General features: G+C 50.7%; 15 protein-coding genes. All 15 read right to left on the bottom strand.

The window, feature by feature from the left end:
- Positions 1-461: 461 nt before the first annotated feature.
- The 15 genes from acs to AN477_RS14985 all read right to left on the bottom strand — a co-directional run bounded on the left by acs (position 462) and on the right by AN477_RS14985 (position 18,022).
- Positions 462-2,435 carry an acetate--CoA ligase gene (gene acs, locus AN477_RS15055; RefSeq protein ID WP_054969984.1) on the bottom strand — a complete coding sequence of 658 codons (1,974 nt, stop codon included), beginning with the start codon at positions 2,433-2,435 and terminating at the stop codon, positions 462-464.
- 338 nt (positions 2,436-2,773) lie between these two features.
- Positions 2,774-3,932 (bottom strand): peptide chain release factor 2 gene (prfB, locus tag AN477_RS15050; RefSeq protein WP_245631841.1). Its coding sequence is split into 2 segments (ribosomal slippage): positions 2,774-3,865 and positions 3,867-3,932, totalling 1,158 coding nucleotides; the frame shifts between segments, so codons are not numbered across the junction.
- A 171-nt stretch (positions 3,933-4,103) separates the two neighbouring features.
- On the bottom strand, positions 4,104-6,491 hold the full coding sequence (gene secA, locus AN477_RS15045; RefSeq protein ID WP_054969982.1) for a preprotein translocase subunit SecA: 2,388 nt from the start codon (positions 6,489-6,491) through the stop codon (positions 4,104-4,106).
- Between the two features lie 282 nt (positions 6,492-6,773).
- Positions 6,774-7,043 carry a hypothetical protein gene (locus AN477_RS15040; protein ID WP_054969981.1) on the bottom strand — a complete coding sequence of 90 codons (270 nt, stop codon included), beginning with the start codon at positions 7,041-7,043 and terminating at the stop codon, positions 6,774-6,776.
- Positions 7,044-7,329: 286 nt separating this feature from the next.
- Positions 7,330-7,902, bottom strand: a complete 573-nt coding sequence (gene hpf / locus AN477_RS15035) for a ribosome hibernation-promoting factor, HPF/YfiA family (protein ID WP_054969980.1) — start codon at positions 7,900-7,902, stop codon at positions 7,330-7,332.
- Between the two features lie 121 nt (positions 7,903-8,023).
- Entirely contained in the window at positions 8,024-8,377 is a 354-nt protein-coding gene (locus AN477_RS15030) for a hypothetical protein (RefSeq protein ID WP_054969979.1), read from the bottom strand.
- A 312-nt stretch (positions 8,378-8,689) separates the two neighbouring features.
- The gene (locus AN477_RS15025; protein ID WP_054969978.1) at positions 8,690-9,595 is read right to left on the bottom strand and encodes a ComF family protein; all 906 of its coding nucleotides are present in this window, start codon (positions 9,593-9,595) and stop codon (positions 8,690-8,692) included.
- Between the two features lie 23 nt (positions 9,596-9,618).
- The gene (locus AN477_RS15020; protein WP_054969977.1) at positions 9,619-10,494 is read right to left on the bottom strand and encodes a DegV family protein; all 876 of its coding nucleotides are present in this window, start codon (positions 10,492-10,494) and stop codon (positions 9,619-9,621) included.
- 382 nt (positions 10,495-10,876) lie between these two features.
- The gene (locus tag AN477_RS15015) at positions 10,877-12,706 is read right to left on the bottom strand and encodes a bifunctional diguanylate cyclase/phosphohydrolase (protein WP_054969976.1); all 1,830 of its coding nucleotides are present in this window, start codon (positions 12,704-12,706) and stop codon (positions 10,877-10,879) included.
- Entirely contained in the window at positions 12,699-13,247 is a 549-nt protein-coding gene (locus AN477_RS15010) for a DUF5317 family protein (RefSeq protein ID WP_054969975.1), read from the bottom strand. The genes AN477_RS15015 and AN477_RS15010 overlap by 8 nt, the downstream gene beginning before the upstream one ends.
- A gap of 516 nt (positions 13,248-13,763) precedes the next feature.
- Positions 13,764-14,204, bottom strand: a complete 441-nt coding sequence (locus AN477_RS15005) for a hypothetical protein (protein WP_054969974.1) — start codon at positions 14,202-14,204, stop codon at positions 13,764-13,766.
- A 94-nt stretch (positions 14,205-14,298) separates the two neighbouring features.
- A complete protein-coding gene (locus tag AN477_RS15000) occupies positions 14,299-14,955 on the bottom strand; it encodes a response regulator (RefSeq protein WP_054969993.1) in 657 nt (218 codons plus the stop codon).
- A 32-nt stretch (positions 14,956-14,987) separates the two neighbouring features.
- Positions 14,988-16,139: a sensor histidine kinase gene (locus AN477_RS14995; RefSeq protein ID WP_157061994.1), complete on the bottom strand. Its 1,152-nt coding sequence runs from the start codon at positions 16,137-16,139 to the stop codon at positions 14,988-14,990.
- Between the two features lie 268 nt (positions 16,140-16,407).
- Positions 16,408-17,613 carry a methionine adenosyltransferase gene (gene metK, locus AN477_RS14990; RefSeq protein WP_054969972.1) on the bottom strand — a complete coding sequence of 402 codons (1,206 nt, stop codon included), beginning with the start codon at positions 17,611-17,613 and terminating at the stop codon, positions 16,408-16,410.
- Positions 17,614-17,800: 187 nt separating this feature from the next.
- Positions 17,801-18,022, bottom strand: a complete 222-nt coding sequence (locus AN477_RS14985; RefSeq protein ID WP_054969971.1) for an alpha/beta-type small acid-soluble spore protein — start codon at positions 18,020-18,022, stop codon at positions 17,801-17,803.
- Between the last annotated feature and the right edge of the window lie 122 nt (positions 18,023-18,144).

Genomic DNA, 18,144 nt, shown 5'->3' with positions numbered 1-18,144 from the left:
CCGCCAGCGTTCGTCCTGAGCCAGGATCAAACTCTCAAAGTTGAGAAGTTTGCTCTCTTCGTTGCCGAAGATGCTCACTTCGAATCTGTACGTTTCACTCTCTGCGTGTGTTTAGTTTTCAAGGAACTAACTTCATTCAAACACCTGATAGCTTGCCTCAATATCAGCGTTGTTATCAGGTTTTCATCGTAGCCGCCTCGCGGCGACATCGACTAATATACCACGGTCGAAAGGGCGGATCAAGGGGAAATATACAGGAATTTCGTGGAAAGCGATATTTTTTGTCGACGACAACCTCCACTGCCTGACCTGCATATCGTACAGGCTATGCTTCTTGGAGAAACAAAATGCACGCGAGCCAGACCTCCCGCGTGCATTTCCTTATCACTCCATGTCTCTCTGCAAACCCGTGGGGCTTCACCCACAGTGCCTTCCCAGCTTCACATCGAGCGCCGTTCCGTTTACACCAGGTTGCCCTGACCGGTTACATCGAGCAACAGCTTCTCAAGGATGTCGCTGTCTTCAAGACCTGTTACGTCACCGCGCACCTCTCCGTTTTGAATGATCTCACGAAGCATGCGGCGAATGATTTTGCCCGACCTTGTCTTCGGCATGGCTTCGACGAAGTGAATCCGCTCCGGCCGCGCGAACGAACCGATGTCACTCACGATTTTCTGCTTCAACTCTGTTGCCAATTCCTCGTTGGCCGTAAAGGTCTTGTCTAAGGTAATAAACGCAACCGGCACCGCACCTTTCACTTCATCCGGTTGCCCCACGACGGCGGCTTCCACAACCGCTGGGTGGTTAATGAGGGAGCTTTCCATTTCCATCGTACTGATGCGGTGACCGGAAACATTAATGACATCGTCAACGCGGCCGAGTACCCAGAACTGCCCGTCCGTATCGCGCACGGCGCTGTCCCCGGTAAAGTACGCCCCCGGCACCTGAGCAAAGTAAGAACGCAGGTACCTATCGTGATCGCCAAAGATGTCTCGAGCCAAGCTTGGGAATGGGTTGCGGATAATCAGGTATCCTGGTGTACCGTCCGGCACCGGTTTACCTTCGTTGTCCACCACCTCGAGCTGATGGCCAAAGAACGGTACCCCGCACGATCCCGCTTTCATCGCGGTTGCCCCCGGTATCGAGGCAAGCGGCGTCCCACCCGTCTCGGTCTGCCCCCACGTGTTATTAATGACGACATCACCGCGTCCGAGAGCCTTACGCATCCATTGCCATGCCTCCGGGTTCAGTGGTTCACCGACGGAGACCAATAGCGACAGGCTCGACAAATCGTACTTCTGAGCCAGCTCAAGTCCGTATTTCAGCATCATCCGAAACGCGGTTGGCGCCGAGAAAATCTTATTCACCTGGTAGCGCTCCATCACCTCGTAGAGCCGCCCTTGGTGCGGGTAGTCAATAGCGCCCTCATAGAGGATTGTCGTGGTCCCGAGTGCTAAGCCGCCGACCAACACGAAGATATGCGAAGTCAGCCACCCGATGTCAGCTGTGTTCCAGTACACATCCTCCGGACGCAGGTCCAACTGGTACTTCGTGTAGGCATAGGTCCCAATCAGGAATCCGCCTCCCGCATGGACGATCCCCTTCGGCTTACCACTTGTACCGCTGGTGAAAATGAGCAGACCGGGATCGTTCGCGTCAAGCGGGACCACCGGACACTCAGCGGACGCAGAGGCCATGAGGGTGTCGTAATCGTGATCGCGATCCGCTGTCATCGGCGTCTCAAGCTCTGGCACCCTGCGGTAGACAATCACATGCTCTACGTCGTTCTCGCACTCCAGCGCCTCATCGACTATCTCCTTTAGTCGCAGCACCTTACCACGGCGGTAGCTGCCATTGGCACAGATGACGGCTTTGGCCTTTGAGCTGACGATCCGCTCCCGCAATGCCTCCGCTGAAAAACCTGCAAACACCGTGTTGTAGATGACACCGAGCCGGAAACAAGCCAACAAAACCACATAGGTCTCAATTAAATTCTGCATGTAGACGCTTACAACGTCACCCTTTTGAAGGCCGAGGGACTGCAGCACGTTCGCAAACTTCGAAACTTCGCGTTGCAGCTGCAGGTAGGTAACAGAACGTCGTTCGCCGTTCTCACCTTCAAAGAACAAAGCCACCTTGTTCCGTGACAACGGGTGATTTGCATGCCTGTCTACACAGTTCTCTGCAACGTTGATTTGGCTGCCCGGGAAAAACTGAAAGTCAGGCAGGTCTCCGGTGACGATCACGTTTTCTCGATGCTGCCAAGTCAGTTCGTCTGCGATTTCGCGCCAGAATCCCTCCGGATCCTCTATCGAGGCACGATATTTCTCTACGTATGCCGCCTCGGATTGCAGGTAGGATGCGGAACGATAGGAATCCGGCGGAGCCACTTTCGTGCTCTCAGCGATGAGTTTTAGCGTCTCTTCATTAGCCACACCGATCACCGTCCATAATATTCTGTATATTCATTTCAATGATAGGCAACGGTGACAAGACTTGCAAGCGAAAAGCGGAAGAACACTTAGTGGAGTCAAAAGGTTGTCAGCGCATCTCTGTAGGCTGCGTAGCCTGCCGGTACGCCACCGTCGCGGTCAACCAGCACCGCTCACGGTGCTTCAAGTGTAAAGCAGTGTCCGGGGTTGTTCGCAGGCCAAAAAGGCCGCCAGGACTTTCATACAGTCCCAAGCGGCCTTCCAGTCCCAACCTATATTCAAAGCTATTAAAAGCGATTACCTGCGAAAAAAACCATCATACATCCATCAAAAAGAAACCATCATACATCCATGTCGTCGCCTGCACCTGCGGCAGAGGCGCGGCCTTGTGCAATCGCGAGCTGCCAGCGCAGGTATGCGTCGATGAACGGATCGAGGTCACCATCCACAACCGCCTGGACATTGCCTGTGTCATGCCCTGTACGATGGTCTTTCACCATTGAGTACGGGTGGAAGACATAGGAGCGAATCTGACTACCCCACGCGATGTCCTTCTGCTCACCGCGAATCGCAGCCAGGTGCTCTTCCTGCTCCTGGCGTTTCTTCTCATACAACCGAGACTTCAACATGTTCATCGCGACCGCGCGGTTTTGGATCTGCGAACGTTCACTCTGACAGGAGACGACGATCCCGGTCGGTAAGTGTGTAATTCGAACCGCAGAGTCGGTCGTGTTGATGTGCTGTCCACCAGCTCCCGTGGAGCGGAACGTATCGATACGCAGGTCTTCTGTCCGAACCTCAATGTCGATGTCCTCGTCGATTTCCGGGATGACATCAACCGATGCAAACGAGGTGTGGCGGCGCCCGGATGCATCAAACGGCGAGATGCGAACCAAGCGGTGCACACCTTTCTCAGCCTTCAAGTATCCGTAGGCGTTGTGGCCTTTGATCATCAAGGTGGCACTCTTCAAGCCAGCCTCGTCTCCAGGCAGGTAGTCGACCGTTTCCACCTTGAAACCGCGATCCTCTGCCCAGCGGTTGTACATCCGAAACAGAATCAGAGCCCAGTCCTGAGACTCGGTTCCACCTGCACCCGGATGGAGTTCGAGGATAGCATTATTTTTGTCATATGGATCGGACAACATCAACTCGAGCTCAAACTTGTTGATGGCTTCCCCTTGTTTCGCAGCACCCTCGTCAGCGTCGGCAAACATCTCCATGTCGCCTTCCTCGGCTGCAAGCTCAAGAGTGACTTCAAGGTCTTCCTGTGCACTGGTTAAGGCGGTCATCTTTTCGACGACACCCTTTAGCCCATTCACTTCTGAGATAACCTTTTGCGCTGCCGATTGGTCATCCCAAAAGCCAGGCTGAGTCATCCGTTCTTCGAGTACCGCAATGCGGGCCTCTTTGCCTGCAACGTCAAAGAGACCTCCCGATATCCGCTAATCGCTTAGCCATACTCTGAAGCTCATTACGCAGTTCACCGAACGTTTCTGCCAATGAAATCACCTCGTGTTGGAATTCAAAATTCGTGTACTGTGAAAACTCACATTTATGCTATTCACAATGGAGGCCCGCCGTTTGCCGCGACGGGCCTGCTCATGCTTACATCACGCAGTAATGCACGTCCAAACAGCGCACAGGTGATGCAAGATTTCATGCTGTACTTCATCAACCGCCCTGAATCGGAACGGTCTCCTGCATTTCAAGCGGCGGTGGTGCAGTTACAGTCGCCTTGAAGATGTAAAGGATAACCTCTTCCTGAATACTGTGGACCATCGCCTCAAACATTTCAAAGCCTTCCTTTTGGTAGATGACCAACGGATCGGCCTGACCATAGGAACGAAGATGAACACCTTGGCGGAACTGATCCATCGCGTCGATATGATCCATCCACTTAGCATCGACCGTCCGCAAGAGGATGACCCTTTCCAAGTCACGCAAGAAGCCGCCAATCTCTGCTTCCCGCTTGTCGTAATTTTTCACAAGCACGTCAAGCAGGTGCTCCTCAAGCTCTTCCCTGTCGAGCCTGCGCAGTTCTTCCTCAGTCACATCACCCGGATTCAGGAACTCGCGCTCTGCGTAGGCAATCAGACCTGGGATATCCCAGTCTTCAGGCACCTGTTCCACAGAACAATACACATCCAGCATGTGCTCGATGAGGCTGTGCCCCATCCCCTCGACGACATCCCGCAGATTTTCCTGTTCAAGAATTTGCCGGCGCTGCTTGTAGATAACTTCACGTTGTTTGTTCATCACGTCGTCATAGCGCAAGACGTGTTTGCGGATGTCGTAGTTGTTGCCCTCGACCTTCTTCTGAGCCCGTTCCATCGCACCTGTCAGCATCTTGTGATCAATCGGTTGGTCCTCTTCGAGACCAAGCCTATCCATCAGACGCTTGATGTTGTCCGATCCGAACAAGCGAAGCAGGTCGTCCTCGAGGGAGAGGAAAAACTGCGACGAACCTGGGTCTCCCTGACGTCCGGCACGTCCGCGCAGCTGATTGTCGATCCGTCGACTCTCATGCCGCTCTGTACCGATGATATGAAGACCGCCAAGATCCGCGACACCTTCGCCGAGGATGATGTCCGTACCGCGCCCAGCCATGTTCGTTGCAATCGTGACCGCATTTCGTTGACCTGCGAGCGCGACGATTTCAGCTTCACGCTCATGCTGTTTCGCATTCAACACTTGGTGCATGACACCGCGTTTTCGCAACAGGTTCGAAATGATCTCCGACTTTTCAATCGACGTGGTGCCAACAAGCACAGGTTGTCCGTTCTGGTGTCTCTGCGCAATCTCGTCGACCACCGCGTTGAACTTTCCACCTTGGGTCTTGTAAATAATATCTTTTAAGTCATTCCGGACGAGCGGGCGGTTCGTCGGGATGACGACAACGTCCATGCCGTAAATCTCAACAAACTCCTTTTCCTCCGTTATCGCTGTACCGGTCATGCCAGAAAGCTTGTCGTACATCCTGAAATAGTTCTGCAGGGTAATGGTCGCCAGTGTCTTCGTTTCATCTTGAACGCGGACACCTTCCTTGGCCTCAATGGCTTGGTGCAGCCCTTCGCTGTATCGACGCCCCTGCATCAATCGGCCGGTAAACTCGTCAACGATGATGATCTCGTCGTTATGCACCACGTAATCCTTATCGCGGTGCATCAGGCCATGCGCCTTCAACGCCTGATTGATGTGATGCATGAGGGTGACATTATCGGGATCGAACAGGTTTTGTACGGAGAAGAAACGCTCCGCCTTGCCGACTCCCGACTCTTCCGTAAGGTTCACCGTACGCATCTTTTCATCGACGACATAGTCATCCGGACGCAGACTGCGCACAAACAGGTCGGCACGGAAGTACAGGTCTGCTGACTTTTCAGCCGGACCTGAAATGATAAGCGGCGTCCTTGCTTCGTCAATCAAGATACTGTCGACTTCGTCGACGATGGCAAAGTGCAGGTGCCGCTGAGTCATGTCCTCAACCCGCATAACCATGTTGTCACGCAGGTAATCAAATCCGAACTCATTATTCGTGCCGTAGGTAATGTCAGCTTGATAGGCTTCCTTTTTCTGATCCGGTGTCATGTCGTGCACGTTCAGCCCAACAGTCAGACCGAGGAAACGGTGAATTTGGCCGATTTCCTGTGCGTCGCGGCGAGCCAAGTAATCATTGACCGTAATGACATGAACGCCTTTGCCAGTCAAACCATTCAGGTATGAAGGCAATGAAGCGACAAGCGTCTTACCTTCACCAGTTCTCATCTCAGCCACGCGGCCCTCGTGCAAAACGATACCGCCCATCAGCTGTACGTCAAAGTGACGTTTACCTGTCACGCGCTTTGATGCTTCGCGAACCACGGCAAACGCCTCAAATAACAATTTATCCAGTTTTTCACCGTTCTCCAGCCGCTCGCGAAACTCTACTGTCTTCGCCTGCAACTGTTCGTCAGTGAGGCTCTCCATCTCTGGTTCGAGCGCATTAATTTTTGCAGCCATCTTACGCAGCCGCGCGATTTCGCGCTCGTTGGTATTGACGATTTGTTTCAGGAGTCCCACCTGAAGGTCACGCCCCTCTCAATTTAGACCGCCGACGGTGGCCTTTCCACGAGCAGTCCATCCACGGACCGCTCAGTCTTGACGAGTCGCATCCGGGATACATCTCCTAAAGATTCATTGTACAATGCGTGAGGTGATATCACAACCATTCTCGAATTGCAAGAGTTGGATCCGGGTCCATGCCCACATAAAAACGGACCCAGGTTATCTGGGTCCGAGGCCTATGACTGTGACATCTGGTGCCACAGGTGTCACATTAGAGAAACACTGATTCGGGATGTATTAGACATCGGATCCTGAACTCTTAACCCTCGCCGCAGACATCCCTGTTATAACTCCGACTAAAGCACCGACCAAACTCATCAGCCACCAAACGGAGTGCAGGTTGTACATGATGATAAGCAGAAGGATTGAGACAACCAGGTTCACGAGCAGATTGACAATCAACGAATTGGATTGAAAGGCGTCGCGAACGAGTCCAGTAGCCATGTGAAACACCTTCCACAAAACGAAGAAGAGCAGAATTTGAATGATCCAGTGCAAAACGATCACGGCTGCCAACCCCTTTCAAAAAGGGCGCCTCCATAGGCATTCGCCCAATTTGCTATACACTATGTGGTTGGGACAGCGAACGTGAAGAAGGGACAAGGGAAAAAATAAAAACTGTGTTTTGGGTCACATGACCCGGACTTGTACAACTGCGCGCTCTCATGCCGCCTATAGATGACCTTATAGTTATGGAAACCGAAACAGGCACCCGCGAAGATATCGCGGATGCCTGGTGGGTTTCAATCTCATATACAAACTTTCTTATACAAACTTTCTTATACAAACTTTCTTAGCGCGGTTCAATCAGACCGTAGCGTCCCATCTTCCTTCGATAGACCACGTTTGTTTCATTGGTAACTGCATTTGTGAAGACGTAGAAATCGTGCCCGAGCAAGTCCATCTGAAGGATGGCCTCATGAACATCCATCGGCTTCATAGGGAACTTTTTGACGCGGACAACCTCATCAAGCATCTCCTCAACATCAACTTCTTCATCATAAGCCGGTGCTACACTGAAGGCGCCATTCGTTGCACTCGTTTTGATGCGTGTGCGAAGACCTTGCTCACGGAAGCGCTTGTTAATCTTGTTTTTGTACTTATTCAATTGGTGTTCAAGTTTATCAACGACCAGGTCGATCGATGCGTACATGTCATCAGAGGTTTCCTCGGCCCGGAATATGACGCCGTGAATCTGAAGCATGACTTCAACTCTATGCATCCCACGTTCGACTGACATGGTCACTGAAACTTCCCTTTCAGGCGGAGCATCAAAGAACTTCTCGAGACGGTGAATCTTTTTGTCAACGTAACCGTGAAGTGCACCCGTTACCTCGATACGATCACCGCGTACTTGAATGTCCATAACTGCTTCACTCCTTCCTGTATGACTATATTATACCCTAGTTTGTCCTAGCATTCCGAACAAGTTCAGATGAAAGTAAGTCGAAAAAAAGAACCTCTCACATACCGAGGTTCTTGTTCACCTATAGTTCTACCCGGGGTTTTTTCCGAGCAGCGCTGCGCTCCTGCATGATTTCCTTCGTGCATTTGGCGCAGTAATGACCAGCCTGTGTGGGCTTGCCGCATCGTGCACACGGATAAGTCAGGTTGGGGTTATCACGTGGAATGAGACGACCATCTTGGATGAGTCCGATGACAACTTCGGATTGGACAGCTGTCCCTACCGTAAGCTCGTCCATATCCGAATCCGGATGTTCCTTTAAATAACCACGCACAATCTGAAATGCATCGTCTTCTGCAGCAATGCAAGTTGGGCAGATGTCGCGCCGCGTCTTGTTAAATATCCGCTGGCACCGTTTGCAACGAGCGATTGGCAACACGGTTCCCCCCTCGTTGCGTCCATTATACGCGTTACACTCTGCCGAGACTACCGAAATCACGTGGTTCGACAAGTAGAAATGACAAAATCTGAGTAAACCTGCAAAATTGATCAGACGAATTTCAACGCGATTTCTGATTACTCTACCATCGCAAAAGCCGATATGATGCAGTTTAACGAGTAGAACCGACAAATTTAGAGTACCCTCGCAGAATTGATCAGATGAATTTCAGCTTTTGAGCCGTATGAGCCAGGTTGCCGATGCAATTATCCATGGAATCCACACCGCCAGGTCTAATATCCAGAGCACTTACTGTACATCTGCGATCGCGATGCATATCACCTGCGCCGCACCCGCAGCCATCAGTTGGGACGCACATGCTTCCATGGTGGCCCCCGTTGTCACGACATCGTCGAGCAACAGGATTCGAGTACCGCAGATATCCACTCCCCTCACGGTGTGGAAAGCACCAACTAAGGAAGCACGCCGCTCCCTTGCAGACTTCGCTGTCTGTGTTTCCCTCCCCGACTGCTCAGTCTGACTTTGGTGCTCAGTTTGCTTCCCCCGTTCAAGTACCTGCCAGACCGGCAGGCTGCAGGTGGCAGCGACGGACTTAGCTAACAGCAAAGTGTGATGGTAACCTCTTTGGCGCAGGCGTTCTGGTGCAGTGGGCACAGGCACAATACCATCTACGGCATGTGCTAGGTTCGCGACGGTGATCGCCGAGACAAGGGCCGACGAAAACCACTCCGTCAGTGCTAATGCACCGTCATACTTCCAAGGTCGAATGGCCCGCTGTACGAACCCTTCATAGCGAAAAACACTGAAAACCGGAACGGGTACAAAGCGCCTGCTTCCGCGGAGCTCGTTACCTGACATCTGAACTTGCATGCTTCGCCGAATCGGCCTTGGTTGAATGCCACGAGCTTCTTGCAGACAAAAAGGGCAGACCAATTGCCCGAGTGACTCAGGCACGTCTGCCCATGCTGAAATACGCAAACCTTGTTGCTCTGAAATCGCAGGAATGGCTCTGTTACACAAAACACACACAGACGCACTGCCTGGATAGAGCCAATCCAACACCTTGTTCCAGTAATGCTTTAACCGAAATGACGGTGCCATCGTTGGGAGTTCACTTCTGCGAGATGAATGTCGCACAAGTACTCTGCTCGCTTGACGAGGGGCCATTCTCTGGTCATCCCGATTGAGGCGCATTGGAAGCCCCTCTTTCAAGTTTCTTATCGGTTAAACTGTGCCTTTAACAACGCCTCGTCACCCTCGTACCAAACGAGCGCTAGGAGACCTGGTCCAGTATGAGCGCCAACGACAGGCCCTAGTTCACATAGTTCAGCGTACACATTGCTGTATTTGGACGTCAGTTGTTCGTAGACCTTCTCTGCATCGTCGAGGCGCTCTGCATGGATAACGCCAAGCCGAATCGGTCGGCCTTGACTTGCGTGCTCATCAAAGTCTGCCAGTATTTTGTCCAGTGCTCTCTTATGCGTTCGCACCTTCTCGTGAAGTTCTATCTTGCCGTCAATGACAGTCAGGATGGGTTTAATCTGCAGGAGTGCACCAACGATAGCGGCAGCTCCGCCGATGCGCCCGCCCTTGTGAAGATATTCGAGTGTATCGACGAGAAAACGAGCATGCATCTGCTCACGCCGCTCTTCCCAGTACGCTTGAATCTGTTCTGTGGTTGCCCCTTGTCTGGCCATTTCAATGCCGTCAAGCAAAGGACCCGCAATCCCGTAGCTGGCAATTTTTGAGTCTACGATAACCACATCGCCCTTGACCATGCTCGCTGCAGTCTCCGCTGAGCGAAGGGTTCCGCTTAAGTTGCTCGAGAGCAGGAGACACATCACCACATCGTGATCGACTAAGAGTCTTTCGAACACAGATACAAACTCACCAACTGGAGGCTGTGAGGTACTCGGCAATGAACTCGATTTATGCAATTTCTCATAAAATGCTGCGTTACTGAGATCAACACCCTCACGATACGCAGCATCCGGGAAGATGACGGACAGAGGCACAACGGAGATATCAAACCTTTTAGCCTGTTCGTCCGTTAAATAAGCCGTACTGTCTGTCACGAATGCAATTTTCTTCAATGAACTTCCTCCTCCAGATTGCCACACAAACATAGATAACAGCTGTGTCAAAGGAAACACTTACTACAATTCAGGATATTACATAAATAGAATTCTGATTGCCCATTTCCAGCAAGATTACGAATGAGGACACCTTGAATATGCCATGAAGTGCTGAGCTGACGCAATCATGGAATAGAAAAATGTCATCACGATTGGAAATGTCAGATTCCATGAGTTCCATAACCGCTTCAGTTTCAGGATGGCGACACTAGAGATGCGATGTTCGAGACCTGGTTTGCAACGAAATGAGTGAACGAGTGGGTTCGTTCGAGGTTCTCGTTAGTAAAACAGAAAACAGCCAGCTGGCGCGAACCCGTTACGTTTCGCTGCAGCTGACCGTCTAAGCCAGATCTTCTACATTTTCTTCGGTTAAAAGGCCGATTTCACCAATGGCTTCGATGAAAGGCTCCACAAGATTGGGGTCAAACTGGGTTCCGGCGCACCGCCTGAGTTCTTCGACAGCCTCGCTGAGTGTCCGCTTTCGTTGATACGGCCGGCTGGTTGTCATCGCATCGAAACTGTCGGCAATGGTCAGGATGCGGGCCTCAAGCGGAATATCCTCGCCCTTCAACCCGTCTGGATAGCCTGTCCCATCAAAACGCTCATGATGGTGCCGAATAATGGGCAAACACGGAGCCAAACTTGGAATCGGTTTGGCAATGCTTTCGCCAATCTCAACGTGACTCTTCATCACTAACCATTCGTCTTTCGTCAACGGGCCGCGTTTCGTAAGCACTTCAATCGGAATCTCCACCTTGCCGATGTCGTGCAGGAACGAACCAAAGCGCAAGAACTGAATGCGCTCTTCATCAAGGCCAATCTTTTCAGCTAAGCCAGCTGCATAGACAACGTCCCGTTCTGTGTGGGCATATGTATAGCGGTCTTTTGAGTTCAAGATGGCCAAGAAGACCTTGATAGTCTTTACAATCTCTTGCTCTTCGTTGCCGAGTTGCAATCCGAGTTTCATTTCATCCAACACCGATGTATAGAGCGAAACCTTGTTACGTCCCGTTAACTTACCTTTATACAACGCGTCATCCACCATGGTCAGAAGGTCTTTCTTGTTATCGGCCATGTCCGGGAAGCGCGCCACACCGATGCTGACTGTGACCTTTTTCCCTGGGAGTCGCTCAGCCCCAGGAAACTCGTTATCCTCGATGGCTCGCCGAATGACCTCAGCCCGCAGTTGAGCCTGTGACAAATCGTAGTCTGGCAGCAGAATCATGAACTCTTCCCCGCTAAAGCGGGCCTGTTTTTCTTCAGGCAACTGGTTGCGGCCCATGAGCTCCGCTACCGTCTTCAGTGCCTCGTCACCGCGGACGTGACCCCAGACCTCGTTGTATCTGCGGAAGTGGTCAATGTCCATCATTAGCACTGCAAATGCCTGTTTCGCCTCGATAAACGCATCCATCTTGGAATGAATGTAGCGATGGTTGTGAAGGCCTGTCAACTCGTCTTTGATGGCTAATTGTTTAAAGTGCTGAGCCATCTTGAAGTAATCACGGTAAGACCAAGCTACAAGAAGAATAAGCCCCGTAAACAGGAGAACACCGGCTAATCCAGCGGCCTGTAGCACGATCGCAATGACGAGTCCAATGAGCAGTTCAATTCCAAACACAGCAAGAACTTGTATGGAGAAGCTCTCATATAAGCTCGTAACAAACTGTCTTCCGTAAATCAGAAATAACGTAATGCAGAAAGCAACAAGATTAACGGCAACAAACACTCCCGTAAAGACTAAGAACGGGGCAATTTGGGACACACGCCATGGTTCCGATACCGGAACGAAAACGTTGTACATCTGCTTTGCAGCTACTACTGCCAATACAAGTCCCAACGCATTCATTGCTTGAATGAACCAGCCTCTTCGAATACGCGCAGACGAAACAACTGTAAATACTAATCCCGCCCATATGAGAATGTTCGTCGGATACACCAAGGCAAATCCGATTAAATAGACATCCTCCAAGCCCATATCTACAGCCGAGCCAACCTGAATTCTAAATCGTTCTACCAATATCAGCAACCCAGACAAGGTATACAGAACTACCCAGTCAGGGATGGTTAATCCCGGTTGGGAATATAGGTTCCAACCTCCGACAGCAATTCCAACGCAAACGACTAAAATTGCGCTAAAGAACCTTCTGGTTTTCATGCGTTTATCAAGCATCGACTGCTCTTCCCTTACTACCTGCTCGCATTGCGTTTTGAATGAGAACAACTAACCCGATTGAAAACAAGATATCTCCAACGCTCAAAAGACTCTGTGGATAGACGTTGAATGCGAAGATATCCCCAAGAAAGTTTAGGTGTGTTGAAGCTGTCATTGCAATACTCTTACCGTATGTACCCGCTTCCAACTGTCCAAGAATCTTTGGCGCCATCATTCGTACCGCTGGGACATAGGCAGGCATACGCAGGCCATTTGCCGCAAGGGCTACAACATTTGCTAATGTACCACCTAGCATCCAAGGCATTCCAGAGACTTTAAAATTAAGGGAACAGAAGGCTATCATTAAGATGTAGCTAAGAACTATCATTACTTCATATGCTCTTCCTGACAGATACGCAATCGAAATATGCTGTGATAAATAGGCGAAAGGAAGTATCCACCAGAGTTTCAGACTGAACTTCTCCACATTCCACACGCTGCCTCGTTTAATCCACCCTATTATAAGGCCTGCGAAGATAATTAAAACTTGAAATGCCAATTCCCCACCCCATTCAACAACACAGTCTGTGACAAAAAGGCCGGCTCAGTGCTGAACCGGCCTTTTTGCTAATCAGAAAGGACGAACTTGCAGACTAGCCTGTGCTGCCACGGAAAACAAAACAAGTGCTCCAAAAATCAAACCAGTCTTTACTTTTACTGACATCGGTGGTTCCTCCTCAGAATATGCGGGACTTCTCCCGATTCTGAAGTGCTGTAGTGTGTGCTAGGTCGAAAGAGTTGCTTGTCCAATTGATGACCAGAGTTCAGTCATAAGTAAAACAAGCCGTTGCTGCGTATGTTAGTGTAGGAGTTACACCCCGATGTCTTGCATTATATATCCACCAAAAAATGATTGCTAGATATTACAGCAAAAATAGGACTTTCGTCCCAGATTTTCTCCACACATTTCCATCGATAAACAAAATTCCGTCTATTTCACTCGCGTATGCTGTCGAAAATGTACATAAGTAGTGCCGGTTTATAAAACCGGCACACGATTACGGCTTGCCATCGTTTATCGACACAACGCTAGGACGTCATCAACCACTTCGGTCATTACGCCGCTTCGTCGAAGGTCGTAAACGCAGGCTACGGCCGCCTTATCAACACACTCCGTTTGCAAGGTCCGTTGCAATTCTGCTTCGGATTCTACGCGAAGATAGGTCAACCCAGAACGTGACCACGACAATCGGCGTACAATACTCTCTGTTGAATCGCTGGACCATGCGTCGACGACGGTAACCGTACGCTGTCGAAGCGAGAACGCTGTCCTGTCCAGCAATCCCCGGAGGATGCCTTCAATGCTTGACTCAGCGTTCTGAGCCACGAGCACGACATGCATCGGTTGCGGATTCTCGCTGCGCATCCTCCTCATTTGGATCAACCTGACGCTCTGCCACACTGCTGTCATCGCTCCATACATGGCCAAGGCCCAAAAGAATAGCGCCTCCATCATGGCCCTCACCCCTTGGTGTAGTATATGAGGCTCAGTCCGGAGTGCGCATACGAAACAGCGTGATGTACAGTGGAATATTCAGTTTTGCGGCTATTTACGTTGGCAGCCAGCGACGCTTCAGTGCGATTACGACCGCTTGGGTCCTGTCCGAGACTTCCAGTTTCTGAAAAATGCTCGATATATGATTCTTTACCGTCTTCTCGGTAATGTGCAATGTCTTTCCGATCTCATCGTTAGATTTACCATTGGCAATTTCCCGCAGCACATCCATTTCACGCTCCGTCAAAATCTCTTTCCAGGATTCGTTAAGCTCCATGTAGTTCTGAAATTGAGAAATGACCGTATGCGTAACTTGCGGATGGACGATTGCGCGGCCTGCAGCAACCTCACGGATGGCCCGAATAATATCTGAGGCCGATCCGTCTTTGACCAAATACCCACTCGCACCTGACCGCAAAGTTTCGAGTACATATCCGTCATCATCATGCATAGTCAGCATAATGACCTTAACCTCCGGGTACCTTTCATGGATGCGCTTCATGGTATCAACACCATTCAGAAACGGCATGTTGATGTCGAGCAGTACGATATCTGGCTGCACTTCTTCCAGCCCTAGCAAAACATCTGCCCCGTGCCTCCACACCCCGACAATTTCCATGTCAGATTCATATTGAAGAATATCCCGTAAAGTTTCTCGAAATTGTTCATTGTCATCTGCAATCCCAACCTGAATCACGCTGGTAAGGTTCATCGCTGCATCCTCCATGGTGGATATACTCTTTGTCACGCCAGGATATTCTCGCTGTGACTGAGCGGCAAAGCAACCTGGATGGCGGTTCCGACAGGCAAGGCACTTGAAATGGAGAACTGTCCGCCCAGCGCCAGGACTCGTTGCCGACAAAGCGCAAGCCCCACCTGACCGATTTCAATACGCTCCAGCCAGTTTCCATGCTTAACTTCCTGTCCGTTGCTGATTACCTGAATCATGACTCTTCCGGCACCGTACGTGATATTGATGGAAACCTTCGATGTATCGGTTTGCTCTCGCGCTTGCTGAAGTACGCTTTGCGTAACTCGAAACAGAGCAACCTTCTCTGTATGGTTGAGCAAGGTCTCAACCCCAACCAGACTCACTGTTGTTTCAATCCCCGTCTCCTCCGCCCACTGTGCAGCATACCTCCGCACGGCGGGAACCAAGCCGAGATCATCGAGCAGCGGTGGGCGAAGGTCAAATACGATTTGCCGAATCGATCCGATGACATCGTTCAGCCGTCCTTTTAGGTCGAGGGCGACACCGAGTTCCATGGATTGACTGCTAAGTCGGTACGCTGACTCGGCTTTCATCAACAAACTGACTAAGTGTTGCAGAGGACCATCGTGCAAATGCTCCGCAAACCGTCGGCGTTCATCTTCCACCATCTCCACAGTACGGACGGCAAGCACATCTTGCAGTTCCCTCATCTCAAGGACTGAACTCACGGTCCCAACTGTGCCTTCGAGTTTCGTACCAGCTAGGACAAGTTCCTCGAGCGTGTTGTCAACCTCACTTGTAAATGTGCCCAAAAGCCGAATACGTCGGTTCAAATCATCGAGTCGCTCGTGGAGTTGCGAGTGTCGCTCCTGAGCCTGCCCAAGTTCGGTTTGAAGTTCTAGAGCACGGTCAATCGCCTTCTGAACCTTAGTCCAGCTTTGTTTTTCAGGGAACTGACCGAGGGAAGTCAGCTGTTCACGAGCGTCTTGTGCATGAAAAACCAACTCTTGAATTTTGCTGCTCGTCTCGTCATATCTCATTTTCATCTCAGCAAACTCAAACTCAACTCGCGCTCGTTCGTTCTGGATGCATTCTACAATCTGTTTTAGGTTTGCCTGGCCGTCAGCAATTGCGGCTAACGTATGCTGGATTGTGTTCTGCATAGTATGGATATGATTATCCAACACATCGCCTTCTTCGACTTTGTCAAAATGCAGGTTTTGCACTACGGTGAAACTTTTCGAGGAAGTTCAACCAATTCCTGCAAGATGTTGACGTGTGTTGTTAAATTTCGACATTTGCAGGTAAAAAAAGTGGCACTCTGCTCTGCACAGAGTGCCCTATGGGGTAAGGGTGATGCTATATGGTTTCGCGTCAATCCCCGACTTTGTGGGGGTCGTCCAAGATTATTGCGGACAAATCCTCTGCCCCACCAGCCGTTGAAGTGTGGTTTTAAAGACTCGCCAGTTGCTTAGCGGCACTCGCCAAAGCCTGTGCCTTGTCGGTTCGCTCCCACGGCAGGTCAAGGTCAACACGACCAAAGTGTCCATATGCTGCAGTGTTCCGGTACATCGGCCTGCGAAGGTCCAAATCCCGAATGATGGCTGCAGGCCGCAGGTCAAAGTACTCATGAATGAGCTTTACAATCTCTTCTTCCGGAATCGTCGAGGTTCCATAGGTATCGACCGAAATGGATACCGGACGGGCTACGCCGATTGCATAAGCCACTTGTACTTCGCACTTCTTGGCAATCCCGGAAGCAACCACATTTTTGGCGACATATCGCGCTGCGTAAGCTGCACTGCGGTCAACCTTAGTGGGGTCTTTTCCAGAAAATGCACCGCCGCCGTGGCGAGCATATCCGCCGTAGGTATCGACGATAATTTTACGCCCCGTGAGTCCGGCATCCCCTTGCGGTCCACCGATGACAAAGCGTCCTGTCGGGTTGATGAAGTACTTTGTATTCTCATCAAGAAACTCTTTGGGTACAACGTGTTCAATCACATGTTTGTGCATATCGGCTTCAATCACGGCAAGGTCTGTATGCTCGTCGTGTTGCGTTGATATAACAATCGTGTCCACGCGAACCGGTTTGTCGTCGTCATATTCAATCGTCACCTGCGTCTTACCATCCGGACGCAAGTAGGGCAAGGTTCCATTATGACGCACTTCGCTCAGGCGACGCGACAGCTTGTGTGCGAGCGAAATCGGCAATGGCATCAACTCAGGGGTTTCGTTGCAGGCAAAACCAAACATCAATCCCTGATCACCAGCACCCGTCGCATCAATTTCTCTGTCCGTTGCAGAACCTGAACGGTTTTCGTACGCGGAATCGACACCCTGTGCGATATCAGGAGACTGCTCGTCAATGGACGTGATAACCGCACATGTCTCAGCGTCAAACCCGTACTTTGCTCTTGTGTATCCAATCTCCTGGAGAGTACGACGTACCACCTTCGGAATATCAACGTAACAACTTGTTGTAATTTCTCCAGCCACTAACACAAGTCCAGTGGTGACTGATGTTTCACATGCTACCCGAGCAAACGGATCTTGCGACAAAATTTCGTCTAAAACGGCATCAGAGATCTGATCACATATCTTATCCGGATGTCCCTCTGTGACGGATTCCGACGTAAAAAGTCGACGTTTTCCCACGGGCACTCCCTCCTTTACATCCCGTGTTTCCCCAGTTCAAAACAAGCAATATGGTATAGTATTTGCTACTTGACGTCAATGAATCAAAAAGAACAGGCAGGGATCTCTCCCTGCCTGTTCCAAACACGCCTGATTCAGTTGTGTAAATCCACCTTAGATCCACGTCAAAGTTCACGTTGAATCCACTTTAAAACTGTCCCGTTCCTCCGGCCAGCGATTGTTCGGCAAATGCCACGAGGCGTTTGGTGATGGTTCCCCCAACTCGCCCAGCATCATGGCTGGTGATGTGTCCCCAATAGTCTTCACTGCCCTGATGCACAGAGAGCCCGAGCTCAGCTGCGATTTCGTATTTCAGGTCATCCAGATGCTTGTGCACCTCAGGTACGAGAAACTGATTGTTTCCTGCCATGTGAGCCCCTCCTTGTGTTTCTCCTCTAGGGAAGTCGACTTCCCTTTGTCGAAACCCGCTTGTATCACCCGTTAGCGGACAAGAGGTAGTGTGCGCGCATCCATGACAAGTACCCTGCAAAC

Origin of the sequence: Paenalicyclobacillus ferrooxydans (assembly GCF_001399675.1) — a bacterium.
GTDB classification, from domain to species: domain Bacteria; phylum Bacillota; class Bacilli; order Alicyclobacillales; family Alicyclobacillaceae; genus Alicyclobacillus_B; species Alicyclobacillus_B ferrooxydans.
This window is presented reverse-complemented; position numbering and strand designations above follow the sequence as displayed.

Bases quoted from the DNA above. Each gene is read 5' to 3' on its own strand.
- hpf (WP_054969980.1), bottom strand. From the start codon at position 7,902: ATGGACATTCAAGTACGCGGTGATCGTATCGAGGTAACGGGTGCACTT.
- AN477_RS15015 (WP_054969976.1), bottom strand. From the start codon at position 12,706: ATGCTTGATAAACGCATGAAAACCAGAAGGTTCTTTAGCGCAATTTTA.
- AN477_RS15025 (WP_054969978.1), bottom strand. From the start codon at position 9,595: ATGCGCCTCAATCGGGATGACCAGAGAATGGCCCCTCGTCAAGCGAGC.
- AN477_RS15000 (WP_054969993.1), bottom strand. From the start codon at position 14,955: ATGAACCTTACCAGCGTGATTCAGGTTGGGATTGCAGATGACAATGAA.
- AN477_RS14985 (WP_054969971.1), bottom strand. From the start codon at position 18,022: ATGGCAGGAAACAATCAGTTTCTCGTACCTGAGGTGCACAAGCATCTG.
- AN477_RS15005 (WP_054969974.1), bottom strand. From the start codon at position 14,204: ATGATGGAGGCGCTATTCTTTTGGGCCTTGGCCATGTATGGAGCGATG.